Source organism: Tangfeifania sp. (assembly GCF_055108615.1).
Genome location: NZ_JBSQIC010000004.1, coordinates 1 through 17,832, shown reverse-complemented (window position 1 = coordinate 17,832; position 17,832 = coordinate 1). Strand labels below are relative to the sequence as shown.

At 42.3% G+C, this 17,832-nt stretch carries 20 protein-coding genes and 1 tRNA gene; 17 read left to right on the top strand and 4 right to left on the bottom strand.

Annotation, left to right across the window (positions count from 1 at the left end):
• Positions 1-10 precede the first annotated feature (10 nt).
• The 8 genes from ACTCNA_RS01595 (at position 11) to ACTCNA_RS01560 (ending at position 4,998) form a co-directional block, all read left to right on the top strand.
• The gene (locus tag ACTCNA_RS01595; protein ID WP_462946142.1) at positions 11-1,453 is read left to right on the top strand and encodes a lamin tail domain-containing protein; all 1,443 of its coding nucleotides are present in this window, start codon (positions 11-13) and stop codon (positions 1,451-1,453) included.
• A gap of 239 nt (positions 1,454-1,692) precedes the next feature.
• Positions 1,693-2,025: a PadR family transcriptional regulator gene (locus ACTCNA_RS01590; protein WP_462946141.1), complete on the top strand. Its 333-nt coding sequence runs from the start codon at positions 1,693-1,695 to the stop codon at positions 2,023-2,025.
• Between the two features lies 1 nt (position 2,026).
• The gene (locus ACTCNA_RS01585; RefSeq protein ID WP_462946140.1) at positions 2,027-2,161 is read left to right on the top strand and encodes a hypothetical protein; all 135 of its coding nucleotides are present in this window, start codon (positions 2,027-2,029) and stop codon (positions 2,159-2,161) included.
• Between the two features lie 68 nt (positions 2,162-2,229).
• Positions 2,230-2,805: a DUF5687 family protein gene (locus ACTCNA_RS01580; protein ID WP_462946139.1), complete on the top strand. Its 576-nt coding sequence runs from the start codon at positions 2,230-2,232 to the stop codon at positions 2,803-2,805.
• 52 nt (positions 2,806-2,857) lie between these two features.
• Entirely contained in the window at positions 2,858-3,064 is a 207-nt protein-coding gene (locus ACTCNA_RS01575; RefSeq protein ID WP_462946138.1) for a hypothetical protein, read from the top strand.
• Entirely contained in the window at positions 3,018-4,061 is a 1,044-nt protein-coding gene (locus tag ACTCNA_RS01570) for a porin family protein (RefSeq protein WP_462946137.1), read from the top strand. The genes ACTCNA_RS01575 and ACTCNA_RS01570 overlap by 47 nt, the downstream gene beginning before the upstream one ends.
• Entirely contained in the window at positions 4,061-4,471 is a 411-nt protein-coding gene (locus ACTCNA_RS01565) for a beta propeller repeat protein (protein ID WP_462946136.1), read from the top strand. The genes ACTCNA_RS01570 and ACTCNA_RS01565 overlap by 1 nt, the downstream gene beginning before the upstream one ends.
• Before the next feature lie 56 nt (positions 4,472-4,527).
• Positions 4,528-4,998, top strand: a complete 471-nt coding sequence (locus ACTCNA_RS01560; RefSeq protein ID WP_462946135.1) for a regulatory protein RecX — start codon at positions 4,528-4,530, stop codon at positions 4,996-4,998.
• A gap of 27 nt (positions 4,999-5,025) precedes the next feature.
• Here ACTCNA_RS01560 and ACTCNA_RS01555 read toward each other — a convergent pair whose 3' ends face one another.
• Together ACTCNA_RS01555 and ACTCNA_RS01550 are read right to left on the bottom strand one after the other, a co-directional pair.
• A complete protein-coding gene (locus ACTCNA_RS01555) occupies positions 5,026-6,570 on the bottom strand; it encodes a Fic family protein (RefSeq protein WP_462946134.1) in 1,545 nt (514 codons plus the stop codon).
• A gap of 129 nt (positions 6,571-6,699) precedes the next feature.
• Positions 6,700-6,948, bottom strand: coding sequence for a PIN domain-containing protein (locus tag ACTCNA_RS01550; RefSeq protein ID WP_462946214.1), 249 nt, complete (start codon positions 6,946-6,948; stop codon positions 6,700-6,702).
• A 36-nt stretch (positions 6,949-6,984) separates the two neighbouring features.
• Between ACTCNA_RS01550 and prfB the strand changes: the two genes are divergently transcribed.
• Both prfB and ppk1 read left to right on the top strand, forming a co-directional pair.
• Positions 6,985-8,074 (top strand): peptide chain release factor 2 gene (prfB, locus tag ACTCNA_RS01545; protein WP_462946133.1). Its coding sequence is split into 2 segments (ribosomal slippage): positions 6,985-7,047 and positions 7,049-8,074, totalling 1,089 coding nucleotides; the frame shifts between segments, so codons are not numbered across the junction.
• A 98-nt stretch (positions 8,075-8,172) separates the two neighbouring features.
• Positions 8,173-10,575, top strand: a complete 2,403-nt coding sequence (gene ppk1, locus ACTCNA_RS01540) for a polyphosphate kinase 1 (protein WP_462946132.1) — start codon at positions 8,173-8,175, stop codon at positions 10,573-10,575.
• Here ppk1 and ACTCNA_RS01535 read toward each other — a convergent pair.
• On the bottom strand, positions 10,572-11,366 hold the full coding sequence (locus ACTCNA_RS01535; protein ID WP_462946131.1) for a hypothetical protein: 795 nt from the start codon (positions 11,364-11,366) through the stop codon (positions 10,572-10,574). The genes ppk1 and ACTCNA_RS01535 overlap by 4 nt on opposite strands.
• Before the next feature lie 54 nt (positions 11,367-11,420).
• Between ACTCNA_RS01535 and ACTCNA_RS01530 the strand changes: the two genes are divergently transcribed.
• From ACTCNA_RS01530 to clpX, 6 genes are all read left to right on the top strand, one after another.
• On the top strand, positions 11,421-11,642 hold the full coding sequence (locus ACTCNA_RS01530; RefSeq protein ID WP_462946213.1) for a TrmH family RNA methyltransferase: 222 nt from the start codon (positions 11,421-11,423) through the stop codon (positions 11,640-11,642).
• Positions 11,643-11,728: 86 nt separating this feature from the next.
• On the top strand, positions 11,729-12,670 hold the full coding sequence (locus tag ACTCNA_RS01525; protein ID WP_462946130.1) for a hydrogen peroxide-inducible genes activator: 942 nt from the start codon (positions 11,729-11,731) through the stop codon (positions 12,668-12,670).
• Between the two features lie 45 nt (positions 12,671-12,715).
• A tRNA-Leu gene (locus tag ACTCNA_RS01520) sits at positions 12,716-12,800 on the top strand.
• Positions 12,801-12,879: 79 nt separating this feature from the next.
• Complete coding sequence (gene tig, locus ACTCNA_RS01515; RefSeq protein WP_462946129.1) at positions 12,880-14,232, top strand: trigger factor; 1,353 nt, start codon at positions 12,880-12,882, stop codon at positions 14,230-14,232.
• Positions 14,233-14,326: 94 nt separating this feature from the next.
• The gene (gene clpP, locus ACTCNA_RS01510) at positions 14,327-15,007 is read left to right on the top strand and encodes an ATP-dependent Clp endopeptidase proteolytic subunit ClpP (RefSeq protein WP_462946128.1); all 681 of its coding nucleotides are present in this window, start codon (positions 14,327-14,329) and stop codon (positions 15,005-15,007) included.
• Entirely contained in the window at positions 15,007-16,239 is a 1,233-nt protein-coding gene (gene clpX / locus ACTCNA_RS01505) for an ATP-dependent Clp protease ATP-binding subunit ClpX (protein ID WP_462946127.1), read from the top strand. Before clpP ends, clpX begins: the two co-directional genes overlap by 1 nt.
• Before the next feature lie 12 nt (positions 16,240-16,251).
• On the opposite strand, the gene ACTCNA_RS01500 is transcribed toward clpX, so the two are convergent.
• Complete coding sequence (locus ACTCNA_RS01500; RefSeq protein WP_462946126.1) at positions 16,252-17,082, bottom strand: class I SAM-dependent methyltransferase; 831 nt, start codon at positions 17,080-17,082, stop codon at positions 16,252-16,254.
• Positions 17,083-17,375: 293 nt separating this feature from the next.
• Here ACTCNA_RS01500 and ACTCNA_RS01495 point away from each other — a divergent pair, with 293 nt between their 5' ends.
• Positions 17,376-17,633 carry a DNA methyltransferase gene (locus ACTCNA_RS01495; protein WP_462946212.1) on the top strand — a complete coding sequence of 86 codons (258 nt, stop codon included), beginning with the start codon at positions 17,376-17,378 and terminating at the stop codon, positions 17,631-17,633.
• Positions 17,634-17,832: the final 199 nt, after the last annotated feature.

Genomic DNA, 17,832 nt, shown 5'->3' with positions numbered 1-17,832 from the left:
TTGAAACAAAATGGCCCGTACTATTCTGAAAATCTTAACAATCAGTTTTATGTGCTGTGGAAATTCGCTGGCAGCACAGGAAATCTGGCGCGAAAGTTTTTCCGAACCTGGAAAAGGGATTTGGGGAAGCGGAGAAGAGAATATTGTATCCGATTTTTCGGGCATTACAACCTGGAACCTTGAATTTGATGAAAGCGAACTGACCCTGATTGATGAGGAAGATTATGCCCAAACGGTTTCTACTTCCGGCGGAAGGTTCGAAGTGCGCGACATACATGGTGAAGTGGTGTGGCGCTCGGAATGGATTGATATCTCGGGTTTTGAAAAGGTGGACGTTGAACTCACCGCTTCGGAAACGGGCAGTGGTGCCAACACCGAAACCAAATACCTGAAAACTTTTTACCGGTTGGATGAAGGTGAAGAAATTCCCTTTTCAGAAAACAGCGCAAATGCCGGAAACTGGGGCTCTGTTCAGGCTGTCAGCAAAGGCCTGGAAGGCAATTCACTGCAAATTGTTTGCTACCTTTCCAACCATTATGCTAATGATAAAGTGATTTTGGATGAAGTGGTGGTTGCTGCCGAAGAAAAATACTACCCGCCGGCTGAACCGGGCGAGATCATTTTAAATGAGATCTTGTTTAACCCGTTTCCCGATGGCGAAGATTATGTGGAGATTTTCAACATTTCGAACCGTGAAATTCCTCTCGGAAAACTTTTCCTGGCATCGCGCGACAAAAACCTTCAGTTGGAACAGATTTACGATTTGTCAGGGAAAATTTATTTGATTCCGCCCAAAAGTTACGTGGCCATTACAGAAGATACGAGCGGCGTTTTTCCCTTTTTTCAAATTGAATGCAACGAATGTTTTCAGCAGGTTGCGCGCATTCCGTCATTCAACAACGACGACGATTACGTGGTTTTGCTGAATGAAAACCTCGAAATTATGGATGAATTGTATTATACCGAAAGAATGCATACGCCGTTTTTGGCCGATGAGGAAGGCGTTTCGCTGGAGCGGGTTTCCTTTTCTGACCCCACCAACGCTCCGGGCAACTGGCATTCCGCTTCTTCGGATGCGGGGTATGGCACACCGGGTTATGAAAATTCACAGACTGGCATCGAATTGACCGGAAAACCAAAAGTGACTTTTGAGCCGGAAGCATTTTCGCCCAACCTCGACGGGTTCAACGACGAATACATTATTCAATATGAAATGGCTACCCCCGGCTACGTGGCCAATATCAGTGTTTTTGATGCAGCCGGACGGTTTGTGCAGCATTTGGCGAAAAACGAAATTCTGGGAACCAGCGGCGAATTCGTCTGGAACGGTGAAGATGAAACCGGAAGCCGCCAACCACTGGGCGTTTACGTGGTAATGGTAGAAATTTTTAATGCCGAAGGGGAAGTACACCGTTTTAAAGATGGCGTGGTGCTGACAGATATTTTAGAGTGATACTTCTGTTTCTAAAAAAAATTATGACAGGACATTATTTTATTAACCCCAGCGGGTTTATATGTTTATAGAAAATTTATGAGTGAATGATATACGACCCCTCGGAGTCGAACCTTGCCGCTCATCAACTTTTTTCACAAACATTTGATATCTCCGGAATCAAAAAAAATGTAACCGTTTAAATCAAAATAATTTTTGCATAAGAGTCTTATGTATATGTATTTTTGTACTTTTACCTCATGCAAAGTAATCAACTCTATAAAGGAAGCCTTTCCACAATTGTGCTCAAGTTATTGAAAAACAACGGAAAAATGTACGGGTACCAGATTACCCGCGAAGTAGAAAAAATAACTGCCGGCGAAATGATGATTACCGAAGGCGCACTTTACCCAACTTTACACAAGCTGGAAGCCAAAGGTTTGCTGAGTGTTGAAATGAAAATGGTAAACAACCGCCGGCGAAAATATTATTTCCTTACCGAAAAGGGAAAAAAAGAAACAGCGAGCCTTTTAAAAGAGATGAAAACGTTTATCCAGCACATGGATTTGCTGTTAAACCCAAAACTAACCTGAAATGAATCGTACGATTACAACCGAAGAAACGAAAAAGCTGTTTGAGTGTGGAATCGTAATTTACGGTCAGTCTGTTTTTATTCCTCAAAAAATTAAACAACACTTTTTTGAAACATTCCCTGAATTTGTCGTGTAATTATTTGCCAAAAACTGAACCAATAAAAAATCTTAGTACTCAAATCAAAACAGCTTTTACTCAAAAAAATGAAACGAAATTTTGCCTTTTTTTCCTGGCGGGAGTTTACCCGTTCGGCCTCCTTCGGGAAAAACATGGCCGCCAAAGGGGTGCTCATTTTTCTGGCCATCTATTTTTCAGTATCCTTTCTTTTTCTTGGTTTCAGTCTGAGCATGTTTCTGGCTGAAAAGTTTCCGGGCCAGTCGGTTGTTTCCGCATTTAATTCCATGATTTTGATTTACGCCGGAGCCGATTTGGTTTTGCGCATTTTTATTCAAAATCTGCCTACGTTTGGGGTTCAGCCGTTTTTGGTGCTTCCGGTTAAAAAACGCCGCATTGCCCGCTACATGCTCAACAAATCGGCATTTCGTTTTTTCAACATCCTGCCTTTTATGTTTACTAAAAAATATGCAGCAAGCGGTGAAAAAGCGCTGCTCATTTCCAGCCACGACCTCGACCATGTGGCCGATGTGTGTACCCGCATCGTTATTCTTGAAAAGGGCGAAGTGGTAAAAGACGTACCTAAAACCGAAACCACACTGGCCGAACTGGAAGAATTTTTTACTGGCGTGAAAGAGGAAAAACCGTTTTATGATGATTTATGAAGCAAAAGCAACCTTTTGTTCAATCTTTGCATCTTGATTAAAAACGAAAAAAATGCGCTTTCAATTTGTCCTTTCAATTATTCTGCTTTCCGGATTTCATTTGTTTTCTGCTGCACAGGAACTTACATTCGGACCGGTCAGCGGAATTAACTTTTCCAATTTGCAGGGTGAAATGACCTACAATACCTGGAGTGCCAAACCCGGCCCGGTGAGTGGCATTTTTGCCAAAGCTACACTGGGCAACTTGGCTGACACTTAGAACCGGTGCTGAATTCACCAGCTTTTATTACCAGGAAAGATGGAACTACACAAATTATTACACCGATCCGGTTCCGTGGGATATTTCTTATAGCAGCAGTTCTTTTATGCCGGGCGGTTGCATTATAGGGCCTTCTTCACCAACCAAATGGGAATATCATTTCCTGCGGGTGCCGCTTATGCTGGAATGGAAAACCCCGGGGAGGCTCAGTTTTGGGTTTGGTGCAGGGGCACACTATTCTTTCCTGATAAACGATGAATTTACAGGAAAAGATAAAGAGCTTCATTCAGAAGAGTTTCGCGAAGCAAATTTCCCGCACGGAACCGATTGGAGCTGGTTATTATCGGCATCATTGAATTATGCTGTAAACAGCCGTTGGAATATTTTTCTCGAAGGCCGTACAACTTATGGGAAAGAGGTTTCTCTGGAAAGCGTAGATGGCAAAAATGGTTCTACTGAGCTGCTTTTGGGCGTGGGATTTTCTCCGTTCTCAAAACCGATGAAAGAACAGGAAGGCCCTGCGCCCGGTCGCCGGATTGAGATTTTACCTCATGCGGGCATTTCCTTTTCCAAATCAGCAGACCCGGACAAAAAAAGCGATTATGCTGTATTGCCGGGCTTAAATTCGGGTGTTTTTGTGAAATTTCGGGTTGACACTGCTTTTTCACTTGTTTCCGGGGCATGGGTGGAGCGAAAAGGTTACCGTATTGATAAACCCGGCCAGTCAAGAGTTTATTATGGTTACACGCAAAACGCCGAACAGACTGTCAGTTTCCAGTCGGATGTTTCGCTCGATTACCTGACCATTCCACTTCTGGGGGAACTTGCTTTCGGAAACCGGTTTTCCACACATTTTCAATTTGGGTTCTACTACTCGTTGTTGCAAAATGCAAAGGCAACCGGCGAAGAGACATGCGAATACAACTTTGGAAACGGTTACCAGGTTCAACGGGAATATTTCAGTCAGAATGTGGAAGGCTGGTTTAAAAAAGTGTAATGCAAACTTTTGATGATGGAATTACCTGGAAAAGTTTAGACAATCCACAGTATCCTTCAACTTTATATGTTACTGATAAAAATGAAATAATTTTACAGGGACAGGAAGGTGGTTTTACTTTATACAAATCAGTTGATTCAGGGAAAACGTATAAAAAAGTACTTAGCCCTTCTGTAGCTTATGGCACAACTTCGTGGAATTGTTACGATAAATTTAAAAATTTTTATTATGTGCTGGCGCCAGGAGGCGGTGTTTGGAAAACAAAAGATTTTGAGGAATTTACAGAACTGTTCACATTTTCAAAGCAGCGTAATTTGTTTATCGACCATCAGGGAAATGTGTATGCCAGCGGGTTCAACTATTCAAATGCCCCGGACGATCCCACGTTTATTTTGCCTGCTGCAAATTAATTACGAAAGTTATTTACTTTTTGTAACTTGGGGTCGGATTAATCAATACTTTTCCCATGGAAACCGAAGAAAAAACCGCACAGGAAATATTTGAGAAAATGGCCGCCTATTGCAGCCGCTCCGAGCAGTGTTCAACCGATATTCACAAAAAAATTACGACTGCCGGGCTGAGCAGTGACGAGGCAGATGAAATCATCGAAAAACTAAAAGCCGAAAAGTTTATTGATGATGTGCGGTACGTGCGTTCTTATGTTTCCGATAAATTCAAATTTAACAAGTGGGGAAAGGTGAAAATTCGCCACTACCTGAAAATGAAAAGGCTTTCGGATGAATTAATCCAGGCCGGGCTGGATGAAATTGACACGGACAAATACCGCGAAATCCTCCTGAAAACCATGAAGGGGAAAGCCCGCAAGGTGAAGAAGAAAAACAAATTTGAAAAAATGGGGCAGATTATCCGGTTTGCCCAGAACCGCGGCTTCGAACCCGAAATAATTCACAGGTATTTGAATGAGGTGATGGAATGATGCGCAACTCATTTCCTAAAAAAAGGATTATCTTTTAAAAATTTCAGCATATTGTTCCTCAATAAACAGGATTTCGTCTTCTGACAACTCGTCAAAAAACTTTTGCCTCTTTCTTTTAGAAAGCCTGCCACTGTTTTGATCCAGATATTTTATAAGCAAATCAACCTTTGAGTTCGGCAAATTGATAAATGCATTAATGGAATTTGTCAGCCGGTCGTATTTTTCAAGATAGTCAATTTCTGCCGGAATTATTTTATTGATGGTTTCTTCAACACATTCGTATAAAAATTCTGCCTGAGTTGTTAAATCAAAATAGCGGTAAAGATCGGCAGTTTGGTTTAAAATGCGGATATTGTGATCTGGAGTTGGTTCCCATTCAATTAAATCAATTCTCTGTAACGAAAAATCTTCCAATACCTCCTGATAATCACTGATTCGGTTCAGAATTGCCGCTGATACAGGGAATATCATTTCTCTTTTAACAAACCCCATCCAGGTTAAAACATGATGGATAAGATACCTGTGAATTCTTCCGTTTCCATCAGACAAAGGATGGATAAAGACAAAACCAAAGGCAATGGTAGCGGCTGTTAACACAGGATCATATTTACTGTTCTGAAGGAGATTATTTGTTTTAAGCCAACCATTCATGAGGGAATCCAGATCTTCAGCTTTTGCGGAAATGTGATCCGGAATTGGTGAAAAAGTTTCGCGGTCATGTTCTCCGATAAAGCCTTCTTCCTTTCTGAATCCCATACGTTTAAGCTTTTTTGAGCCGATTACAATATGTTGTAAGCGTTCAATTTCTGCCAGCGTTAAAGCTTTTTTCCCTGCCTGACCTATTGCTTTTCCCCAATTGCGGGCCCTCAGGTTCGGTGGAATTTCACCTTCTATGGCAAATGAGGCTTTTGAATCCTTCAGCAACAGAAAGGCTGCAGTTCTGCGAATAATATCTTTGTCACGGTCACTTAACCCTTTATGAATTGCCTCATCTATCCTGGAATTTATAAATTTTTCCAGTTTTTCTGTCTTCCTGATTAGGGGACAGAATTCAGGCGTTCCGGGCAGGTTGTTTTTTACCCGGTGCCTGCCCGAATTGGTAGCAGGTCCTGTGTATTGCAGTTCTGGATTTAAAACTTCCACATAAGTGCCCTTTTTCAGATCAGGTATGTTTAGTTTGATATTAAACAGCCATTCATAAAGAAACCAGATTTTTCTGGAATACTGACCTGTTGGCATCTCCATTACGGCTTCTTCAATGATATTTTTTCCTAAAAGCTGGAAAGTTGTTTTTAAAATCAGCAAATCTATGCCCTCATATTTAAGCGCAAAAACAACATGGCTCAAAACATCATTCTTTGGTTTATGTCTTTTTGTAAACACCTGCCATTCAGCAGTATTGTATCTTTGATGTTTTTCTGTAACCATAGCAAGTTGCCTGGGGATTGGCAGGAGTTTAGCGGTTTGTTGTTCAATGAATCGGAGTAATAAGGCGTAACCGGCCAAAAAACCCGCCTCGGGAAGCGGTCTGTCGTGAAAAATAGTTACTTTTTGTGAAAAATGATTTTCCATTGGGCTTTTATGTGAAATTCAGTTACAAATATAGCATGAAAAAAGGTTTATTTTTATGAAAATCAATTATTTTTATGGCAAAGACATGAAAAATGCTTATGAAATGTATCACTCAAAAGTAGCCAGAAATTACATGGGTGTCTGAACAACGAGATTACTTGCAGAATAGTCTTTCGTATTACGGGTTACGATGGTGGTTAATTTTCCTTCCCCTGCACAAAAATTTTGCAAACCGTCTTCAAAATCCCTGAAATCAGAATAGAGTGATTTTTTTACTGTTGATTTTCCAACCGGCAGGATTTCAATTAATTCAAGCAGGGCAATCAGTTGCATTTTAGCCTTTTCGGCAGATTCCAGTTTGCTTACTACATAATTAATTGCTTACCTTTGTAAACCTTAAAAATTTAGAAAAAAATGATTTTAAAAGACCAGGTAAAAGACCTCCTGGAGCGCCGGGATGCGCTGAGGAGGCATCTTTGACTACGATGCTAAATTACTGCAGTTAAAAGAAGAAGAACTCAAAACACAGGATCCTGAATTTTGGTCGAACCCGAAAGAAGCCGAAGCCCAGATGAAAAACATCAAATCGATAAAAGACTGGACAAAAGGCTTCGACGCGGTAAACCAGGCAGTTGAAGACTTTGAGGTGCTTTATGATTTTTTCGAAGAAGACGAAGCATCAGAAGAAGAAGTGGACAAAGCTTACAATTCAGCCGTCCTGAAAGTAGAAGCACTCGAAACCAAAAACATGCTGCGCAACGAAGAGGACAAACTCAGTGCTGTGCTGAAAATCAATGCCGGTGCCGGAGGAACCGAAAGCAACGACTGGGCCGAAATGCTCTTCCGCATGTACACCCGCTGGTGCGAAAACAACAACTACAAAGTTAAGATCGACAATATGCAGCCCGGCGACGAAGCCGGAATTAAAAGCTGCACCATAGAAGTAGAAGGCGAATATGCCTACGGTTATTTGAAAAGTGAAAACGGGGTTCACCGCCTGGTGAGGCTTTCACCTTTTAATGCTCAAAACAAGCGAATGACCTCTTTTACATCAGTTTACGTGGCTCCGCTAATCGACGACAGCATTGAAATTGAGATCAACCCGGCTGACATTACCTGGGATACTTTTCGCAGTGGTGGGGCCGGCGGCCAGAATGTGAACAAAGTAGAAACCGGCGTACGTTTGCACCACGAACCAACGGGCATTGTAATTGAAAACACCGAAAGCCGCTCGCAAACAGGAAACAAGGAAAATGCACTGCGCCTGTTGAAATCGCAACTCTACGAAATGGAACTCCGGAAGCGCCAGGAAAAAACCATGGAAATCGAGTCGCAGAAAAAGAAAATTGAGTGGGGTTCGCAAATCCGGTCGTACGTGCTGCAACCCTACAAAATGGTGAAAGACCTGCGCACCAACTACGAAACCGGAAATGTGGATGCTGTGCTCGACGGCGAACTCGACGGCCTGATAAAGGCTTACCTCATGGAATTTGGCGGGCAGTAATTGCCTGAAATATTTGCCGGTCAGCTTTCTTTTCCTATTTTTAAGAAGGATTCAACAAGAGCAATAATTATTCGTTTACTTCTTAAAAGTAATTTGGTATGTATTCAAATGAAAACTTCATAAACAGGGAAATCAGCTGGCTTTCGTTCAACGAGCGGGTTCTGCAGGAAGCCGAAGACCCGCAGACACCCTTGTTCGAACGCATCCGGTTTATCGGGATTTTTTCCAATAACCTCGATGAGTTTTTCCGTGTGCGCGTGGCTACAGTGCGCCGCATGGTTGACATTGGCAAAGACGAAGAAAACCTGCTCGGAGACCTCACCCCCCGCGAACTACACGATAAAATTCAAGAGATAGTATTGGAGCAGCAGTATAAAGTGCAGTCCATTTTCAGGGACATTCTCGACGAACTGAACAAAAACAATATTTTCATTTTAGATGAGAAAGAACTGAACCTCTCGCAGGGAATATTTGTGAAAAAATATTTTTATGAAAAAGTATTGCCCAACCTGGTGCCCATCATGTTGAGCAAAAAAAACAAATTCCCTTACCTGCGCGATCGCTCGGTTTACCTCGCCGTAAAACTCTCGAAAAAGAACGATCCATCAGATTTTGCCTATTCGCTAATCAGGATTCCCGGCATTTCTGTCCCCCGGTTTTTAGTGCTCCCCAAAGAGCGCAAAAAAACTTATCTGATGATGCTCGACGATGTCATCCGCTACTGTTTCGACGATCTGTTTTTCTATTTCGATTACGATGCGTATGAAGCCTACACCGTAAAAATTACCCGCGATGCCGAGTTGGATATTGACGACGACATTTCCAAAAGTTTCATTGAAAAAATGAGCAGCAGCGTGAAAAAACGCAAAAAAGGAAAACCCGTGCGTTTACTCTATGACAGGAATATTCCGAAAGATTTGCTGGATTTCATCCTGAAAAAAATGAAACTGACCAACCAGGAAAATTCCGTTCCGGGAGGCAGGTACCACAATCATAAAGATTTTATGAATTTCCCTGAAGTAGGGGAAAAGAAACATTACTACCCAAAACTGCCACCATTCAGAAACAGGCAACTGCCGCCACATACCAGTATTTTGCGTGTTCTCCGCCAAAAAGATGTAATGCTCCACTTCCCTTATCAAACATTCAATCACTTTATCGACTTTTTGCGCGAGGCGGCCATCGATCCACAGGTAAAAGAAATTGGCCTGACCGTTTACCGCGTAGCCGAAGGTTCGAAAGTGATGAACGCACTGCTCAATGCGATTCGAAATGGGAAAGTGGTGACGGTGGTGGTTGAACTTCAGGCACGATTCGACGAAGAAAACAACATCTACTGGTCCAATAAACTGCAGGAAGAAGGAGCCAACGTTATCAACGGAGTGCCGGGTGTAAAAGTACACTGCAAGCTTGCGTGGATAAAAAGAGATGAAGAAGGCAATACACGCAATTATGCCTACATTGGTACAGGCAACTTTCACGAAGGAACGGCCAATGTGTATGCCGACGACGGGCTGCTCACTGCTGATCCGCGTCTGGCTGACGAGGTGGAGCAGGTGTTCGATTTTTTCAAGCACAACTACAAGCATTTCAACTACAAATATTTGGTAGTTAGCCCGTTTTACATGCGCGATCATTTCATTCAGAATATCGAGCGGGAAATTGAACTGACCAAACAAGGAAAAGATGCCTGGATGATACTGAAAATGAACAGCCTCATCGATCCGGGAATGATGAAAAAAATTTACAAAGCTGCCGAAGCCGGAGTGAAAATAGAGTTGATTGTCAGGGGCATTTTCGGACTTCAGCTGGATAAAGAAAAATTCAGGGAAAATATTTATGCCATAAGTATTGTGGATAAATACCTCGAGCATTCACGTATTTTCCTTTTTGGAAACGATGGCGATGAAAAAATGTACATCTCTTCGGCCGACTGGATGACACGCAACCTGAACCGCCGGATTGAGGTGGCCTGCCCCATTTACGACGAAGAAATAAAATCGGAGTTGAAAGAGATGCTTAAAATTCAGCTGAGAGACAATACCAAAGCCCGCATTCTCGACCCTCAACTTCAAAATAAGTATAATAACCGGAGCCAGGATTCAAAATACCGGGCCCAGGAAGACTACTACAATTACATAAAAAAGAAACACCATTTTATCATGAAGCTTTATCATAATCCACGTTGTGCAAAAAGCCGTGCCGGGTTGAAATACCTGGAAGAAAAAGGCTATGATGTAGAAATTAAAAAATACCTGACCGAAGGCATTTCCGAAAATGAACTGCGCGAACTGGTTGAAAAAACCGGCAAAAAACCGTTCGATTTTGTGCGTACCCAGGAAAAAATTTTCAAAGAAAAATACAAGGGAAAAGAATATTTGGATAATGAATGGCTGAAAATACTGGCCGAAAACCCACGGCTGCTAAAACGCCCCATAGTGGTAAATGGCGATAAGGCGGTACTTGCCGACCCGCCGCAGGCTGTGGAAGAAATCATTTAATTCACATCGAGTTTATTTCCCAGTGTTTTTATTTCCTGCTGCAATTTGGTGCGCTTTTTTAAAGCTTTTGAAAGCTCCAGCGCATCTTTAACGGCTTGCTTGTCGTAACTTTCAAGAATAATGTAATAGTATTCATCGCCCAGGAAAACGGCTTTCAGGCGGCGGTCGGTATTGTTCGCAATAAATTCCATAACGCCGTTGTCCTTCCCGTTGCGGTAGGACACTTTTTCCCACACTGCATCCATAAATTCGCTGCGGTGGTTATCCACGCTCCCAATGGGAATTTCTTCGGTTTTGGCATCATCTCCCTGATCGTAAACACGCAGGGCCGTGTGGTTCAGCCAGTTTTCACCGTGATAATTACTGCTCAAATATATTTCGCCGCGCTCATCGAGGTGCACTTTTATGTAGGAGCGATCCCACGCCCGCTCAAAATCCTGACGCTTATGAATGTACTGGGTGTAGCGGTCGAATTCTGTCTTCTCCTTTTTGAATGGTTTTTCCAGCTCTTCAATATTCACATTCAATGAATCGAGTTGTGCTTCTTTGCGGTGAAGCAAATCGAACTGCACTTCAGTCCTCAGGTTTTTTGCTGCGTTAACCGCATAAGCCGCTTTGGGGTACAATTGCGGGATGCTGTCGAGGTGGCGCAGTGCAGCAGTGGTGTCATTTTTTTGCAGAAGCGATTGTGCCTGTTGCATTTTCTGCCTGGCTTTGTCTTCGTCGGAAGGGCCGCACGCCACCATGAAAATGGCAACAAAAAATAAAATTGTATAATCTGAAATCCTCATTTTTTCGTTGTTTTGCACAAAATTACTATTTTATCCTGATAACAAAACCTTGTAATACTGGAAACCTGTTCCGGCTCTGAAAATATTTTCAAAGCAAAACTCCCTGAAAAGATAATCATACTGAACGGCAACGAATCGCACGGATTGCCAACCGAAATCATTCAAAAAAGCAAAAAGAAAATTTTCATCCCCATGCCGGGAGGTTGCAAATCAATGAATGTTTCACATGCTCTGGCCGTAGCTTCTTTCGAATGGTACCGCCAGCGTATTACCTGAACTCATTTGCCCAATTTGAAATAATCCGGATTTTATTTTCCGCAGAAACAGATAATTTCTACTTTTAGCGTCAAAACAACTACACCATGATTACGCTAACCCAGTTGGAATATATTGTAGCGGTAGATACTTATCGCCATTTTGGCAAAGCTGCCGAGTCGTGTTTCATTACCCAGCCCACACTTTCCATGCAAATAAAAAAACTGGAGGAGGAACTTGAAATCTTCATTTTCGACCGCAGCAAACAACCGCTGATTCCAACCGATGTGGGCCAGCGAATAATTGATCAGGCACGGGTTATACTGAAACAATCAGAAGAAATTTACAACATCGTAAAAGAGCATAAAAACCAGGTTTCCGGGCTGCTGCGCATTGGAATAATTCCAACACTCGCCCCTTACCTGCTGCCGGTTTTCATTGGCAGGTACAAAAAAAATTATCCCAACATTTTTATTAAAGTGGTGGAGCAAACCACCGATAATATTGTTGACCTGCTGAACCGCGACCTGATTGATGTGGGAATTCTGGTCACCCCGCTGAAAGAGGGAAAAATAATTGAAAAGCCGATATTTTACGAGGAAATGCTAATTTATACCAATCCCAGCCATAAGCTCCACAGGCAAAAACAAATTACCATAAAAGACATTGCCACCCCGGAAATATGGCTGCTTAGCGATGGGCACTGTTTTCGCGACCAGGTAGTCAACCTCTGCTCCTTCCTCGGAACTGTTGACAGTGAATTGCCCTTCCATTTCGAAGCCGGCTCGCTGGAAACCCTCATGAATATTGTTGACCGCGAAGGCGGGATTACCCTCATTCCCGAACTGGCCAAATTCAGCATGCACGAAACTCGATTGGCCAATGTTCGCTCGTTTACAAATTTTCATCCATTGCGCGAGGTAAGCCTGGTCTATTCCCGCCATTTTGCCAAACATAAACTCATTAACCTGCTCTGGCGCGAAATAAAAGAAGACATTCCCAAAGAGCTTCAGGACGACTCCAGGGGCACTGTGGTTGAGTGGAAGTAATTTTCCACATTCAAAAAAAATATTTACCTTTGCGCCCTGTTTTTCGCGGACGTGGCGGAATTGGTAGACGCGCCAGACTTAGGATCTGGTGCCTTTCGGCGTGGGGGTTCGAGTCCCTTCGTCCGCACCAGCACCGCCGGCTTTCCTTTTTAAAAACGATTGCCGGCAGTGATTTATGTATTTACAGGAATTAATATTTAATAGTCAATATGAACATTACCAGGGAAAATACCGACAATGTTAATGCAGTTTTAAAAGTGCTGATTGAAAAACCGGATTACGAGAAACCGGTTGAAGACAAACTTAAAGAGTACCGGCAAAAAGCCGACATGCCAGGTTTCAGGCCCGGGAAAGCACCAATGGGGCTCATTAAAAAAAGATTTGGAAAATCTGTGCTCCTCGACGAAGTGAACAACCTGCTGTCGCAAAAACTCACCAGTTATTTGATGGAAGAAAAACTCCAGATACTGGGCGAACCGCTTGCCAACGAAGATCAGCAAAAAGCCATTGACTGGGATAATGATGAAAACTTCGAATTTGTTTTCGACATCGCCCTGGCTCCCGAAATTGAGGTTCCGTTAGATGAAAAAGACAAAATCAACTACTATAAAATCAAGGTTTCCGACGACATGGTCAATGAACAGATTGACATGATTAAATCGCAAATGGGCCAAAACAAGGAAACCGATGCAGTAAAAGAAGATGGATTGGTACGCGGCGATTTTGTTGAACTCGACGAGGAAGGCAATGAAAAAGAAGACGGCATAAAACCGGAAGGCGTTTTACTTTCCATCGACCTGATTAAAGACGAAGAAATTAAAAAAGAATTCACCGGTAAAAAGCAAGGCGATACCCTGATTTTCGATCCGGTAAAAGCCTACGACAATCGCCACGAAGTTGGTCACATGCTTAACATAAGCCACGAACAAGCCGAAGAACTTAACAGTATTTTTAAATTCACAATAAAAGAACCTCTTGAATTTGAAAAAGCTGAATTAAACGAGGAGCTCTACAAGAAAATATACGGCGAAGACACCAACATAAAAACGGAGGAAGATCTCCGCAACCGCCTGAAAGATGAACTGGCTTCAAACCTCGTTCACTCTTCAGAACAACGCTTTGCCATGGATGTGCGCGACACGCTGGTTGACAAAGTAAACCCCGAACTGCCGGAAGCTTTTCTGAAACGCTGGCTGCGGGTGGCCAACAAAGACGTTACCGAAGAGCAAATTGAAAATGATTTCGACGGGTTTTTGAAAGACCTGAAGTGGCAGCTGATTAAAGACTTCATTATTAAAGAAAATGAATTGAAAGTGGAGGAAGAAGAAGCGTTTAATTTTGCCAAACAGGTTGCCCAGGCGCAATACGCCCAGTACGGCATCCCAAATGTTCCCGAAGAGCAGCTCGAATCGTTTGCCAAAATGATCCTTGAAAAACAGGAAGAAAAGGAACGCCTTTACAACAAACTGCTTGAAGATAAAGTAGTGGGTGTTGTAAAAGACAAAGTTTCGTTAAATGAAAAAGAGGTAACACAGGAAGAGTTTACTGAGTTATCTAAATAAAATTTACTGCACGTATCAGCAAACAACTTTTTTGTAACTTTGTAGTTTAGAGAAATTAAATTGGAAAGTTACTTTTATTATAAGAGAGAATAACATGGACAAACACAACGAATTTAGAAAATACGCAACAAAACACGAAGGCATCAGCAGTTTAACGCTCGACCGTTTCAGCTCAGCCTACGGGAATTACATTTCGCCCACCATTATTGAAGAGCGGCAACTAAACGTGGCTTCAATGGATGTGTTTTCACGGTTAATGATGGATCGCATTATTTTCCTCGGTGTTCCGATTGACGATACAGTGGCCAACATTATTCAGGCACAGTTGCTGTTCCTGGAATCAACCGATCCGTCGAAAGACATTCAGATATATTTCAACACCCCCGGCGGTCATGTACATGCCGGACTGGGAATTTACGACACCATGCAGTACATTTCGGCCGACATAGCCACAATTTGCACCGGAATGGCAGCCTCCATGGGAGCAGTTTTGCTCACCGCCGGTGCCAAAGGGAAACGTTCGGCACTGCGCCATTCGAGGGTGATGATTCACCAGCCAATGGGCGGCGCACAAGGCCAGGCTTCCGACATTGAAATTACTGCACGTGAGATTCTGAAAATTAAAAAAGAACTTTATGCCATCATTGCCGAGCATTCAGGAAAATCCATCAAACAGGTTGAAAAAGATGCCGACCGCGATTACTGGATGACCTCTGAAGAGGCAGTGAAATATGGTATGATCGACGAAATTCTGGAAAGAGAAAAGAAAATATAATGGCAACAAAAAAAGAAATGGATAAGTGTTCATTTTGTGGCCGCGAAAAAAAGGAAGTTAACCTTTTAATTGCCGGAATTGACGGGCACATCTGCGACCGGTGTGCCGAGCAGGCGTATTCCATCATTCAGGAAGAAATAAAACAAGACAGTTCTTTCACACTCGATGGTGTACAGCTTTTAAAACCACGCCAAATCAAGGAATTCCTCGACCAGTATGTTATCGGTCAGGATGAAGCAAAAAAAATTATTTCGGTAGCGGTTTACAACCACTACAAACGGCTCACCCAGCCTGTTGATGAAGATGAAACCGAGATTGAAAAATCGAACATCATTTTGGTGGGTGAAACCGGGACAGGAAAAACACTGCTGGCGCGTACAATTGCCAAAATGCTGCACGTGCCGTTTACCATTGTAGATGCCACTGTTTTAACCGAGGCCGGCTACGTGGGCGAAGATATTGAAAGCATTTTAACACGTTTGCTGCAAGCCGCCGACTACAACACCGAAGCGGCAGAACGAGGAATTGTTTTTGTGGATGAGATTGATAAAATCGCCCGCAAAAGCGATAACCCGTCAATTACCCGCGATGTTTCCGGCGAAGGCGTTCAGCAGGGATTGCTGAAACTTTTGGAAGGTTCGGTTATTAACGTGCCGCCACAGGGCGGACGCAAGCACCCGGAACAAAAACTCATTCCGGTTGACACCAAAAACATCCTGTTTATCTGCGGCGGGGCATTCGATGGTATCGAACGTAAAATTGCCAACCGGCTGAACACAAAAGTTATTGGCTACAGCGCCGCAAAAGAAGTTGACCGCATCGAACGCGAAAACCTGCTTCAGTACATCGCTCCGCAGGATTTAAAATCGTTCGGGCTGATTCCCGAAATCATTGGCCGTTTGCCGGTGCTGGTCCACCTCGATCCGCTCAACAAGGAAGTACTCCGGAATATCCTCACCGAACCCAAAAATTCGGTTATCAAACAGTACAAAAAGCTGTTCCAGATTGACAACATTGAACTGGAATTCGAAGAGGAAGCACTGCAGTACATTGTTGAAAAGGCGGTTGAGTTTAAACTGGGTGCTCGCGGATTACGTTCAATTTGCGAAAGCATTATGAACGATGCCATGTATGAAATGCCTTCGGAAAAAACCGACAAACTTAGCATCACCAAAGAATATGCTAAAAACAAAATGGATCGGTCGAGTATTCGCAGGCTTAAAGCAAGTTAATTATCAGCTTAATCATTCTAACCATGCTGTCCAGTCTTCAACATTTTTATTTTTCCCCTCATGAATTTGAACCACCCCTTCAATTTTGTCGCCTTTCACTTCCCCGCTAAACACAAATTTTTTCTGATTTGAATTGTCGGCAGCGGTAAAACTGATTCTTTCTCCCGACAGCAAATTTTCTTGCACATCATAAGTTGATGAGATGGAAGTTAAATCGATTTTTATTTCCTGAAATTTATGACCGACATTCATTTTGAATTTCTCGCCATTTATATTCCAACGCCAGGTTCCTTCAACTTTTGCCGGAACAATCCATAATAGTGCAGCATGATTTTCCATCCGCCCAATTTGTTTATCTGGTTTCCAATCATCCATTCCAAAATCATGAGAAACAATACGTGTTCCCGGTTCAAGTTCTTCGAGGAATTTTGGTCGCAATTTCAAATTTATGGAGGGGAAGAGGTACATCGCAATCACGGTAGCCTGGCTAAAATCGGTATCGTAAATATTCTCTTCCACAAACACCACTTTATCAGCAACTCCAGCTTTTTCAGCATTTTCACGTGCTTCTTTTACTCGTTCAGGATCCAAATCTACTCCGTGTCCCAAAGCACCACGTTTAGCTGCTGCAATATTTATCCGTCCGTCGCCGCATCCCAAATCAATCACGTAATCGCCGGGGCCAACATTTGCCAAATCAAGCATTCTTTCAACTACAAAATCGGGCGTTGGAACATAAGCTACATCCAGGCTCTGGGCAGGTGCGGAGGAAAAGAAAAACAACAAAGTAATCACGCTAAAAAAAGCGGTAAATTCCAATTTTTGAAAAATCATATTGTTCATAATCCGATAGTTAGTAAAAGCAAATTTAATAACTTGATATTATGCTCTGCATTTTTTCACTGGAAAAATTAGAAATTATAGCTTAACTACAAATACCGCAAACTCCTTTTTTTTTGAAATGGGTTTATGTATCCAAGTCGTACCTTCATCCAAACTTTCCGCATCTTTATAAACCAAAACAATTATGCTGCCATCAGAATTTCTTAAAATATTGATTTCAAACCTGAGCGAAACCTCCTGACTGAGTGTATGGTTCCAAGAAATAAAACAAAAGCTATCACCAGTGTTTTCATCTGCAAAAACATCATAAAGACGATATGGATTTTGTTTTTTCTTCTTTTAAAAATTATCATGATTTAGATTATATTTCCATTTGGTTCTATAAAGCCGCTGGTTATATTAGAGGAATAAACTCGAAATGTGCTTTTGTTTCTACAAATTCAATTTGCCAGGGATTACAGGTTGGATTATTATGGCCGAATATTTTTAAAAAAGGCATTGAAATTTGTTTTGCACATTTACCTTTTGTTACCACTCAGCAGCGAAATTAACAATAAATTGTGTATAATTTTTTGACAATAACAGACAGCCAATAAATATTAAGCAGTTTCTTTGAAATATCAAAAAGACAATAACCATATCGAGAAAGGGATACGATAACCTTAAGCAAGAGAACGCTGAGTTGAAGCAACAATTACCGGAGGCGCTATCATTGATAAAGGATTTGCAAAAACAAGAAGTTGTTATTCC

Bases quoted from the DNA above. Each gene is read 5' to 3' on its own strand.
- clpP (WP_462946128.1), top strand. From the start codon at position 14,327: ATGGACAAACACAACGAATTTAGAAAATACGCAACAAAACACGAAGGC.
- ACTCNA_RS01585 (WP_462946140.1), top strand. From the start codon at position 2,027: ATGAATCGTACGATTACAACCGAAGAAACGAAAAAGCTGTTTGAGTGT.
- ACTCNA_RS01590 (WP_462946141.1), top strand. From the start codon at position 1,693: ATGCAAAGTAATCAACTCTATAAAGGAAGCCTTTCCACAATTGTGCTC.
- ACTCNA_RS01560 (WP_462946135.1), top strand. From the start codon at position 4,528: ATGGAAACCGAAGAAAAAACCGCACAGGAAATATTTGAGAAAATGGCC.
- ACTCNA_RS01500 (WP_462946126.1), bottom strand. From the start codon at position 17,082: ATGAACAATATGATTTTTCAAAAATTGGAATTTACCGCTTTTTTTAGC.
- ACTCNA_RS01595 (WP_462946142.1), top strand. From the start codon at position 11: ATGGCCCGTACTATTCTGAAAATCTTAACAATCAGTTTTATGTGCTGT.
- ACTCNA_RS01555 (WP_462946134.1), bottom strand. From the start codon at position 6,570: ATGGAAAATCATTTTTCACAAAAAGTAACTATTTTTCACGACAGACCG.
- ACTCNA_RS01535 (WP_462946131.1), bottom strand. From the start codon at position 11,366: ATGAGGATTTCAGATTATACAATTTTATTTTTTGTTGCCATTTTCATG.
- ppk1 (WP_462946132.1), top strand. From the start codon at position 8,173: ATGTATTCAAATGAAAACTTCATAAACAGGGAAATCAGCTGGCTTTCG.
- ACTCNA_RS01580 (WP_462946139.1), top strand. From the start codon at position 2,230: ATGAAACGAAATTTTGCCTTTTTTTCCTGGCGGGAGTTTACCCGTTCG.
- ACTCNA_RS01565 (WP_462946136.1), top strand. From the start codon at position 4,061: ATGCAAACTTTTGATGATGGAATTACCTGGAAAAGTTTAGACAATCCA.
- clpX (WP_462946127.1), top strand. From the start codon at position 15,007: ATGGCAACAAAAAAAGAAATGGATAAGTGTTCATTTTGTGGCCGCGAA.
- tig (WP_462946129.1), top strand. From the start codon at position 12,880: ATGAACATTACCAGGGAAAATACCGACAATGTTAATGCAGTTTTAAAA.
- ACTCNA_RS01575 (WP_462946138.1), top strand. From the start codon at position 2,858: ATGCGCTTTCAATTTGTCCTTTCAATTATTCTGCTTTCCGGATTTCAT.
- ACTCNA_RS01525 (WP_462946130.1), top strand. From the start codon at position 11,729: ATGATTACGCTAACCCAGTTGGAATATATTGTAGCGGTAGATACTTAT.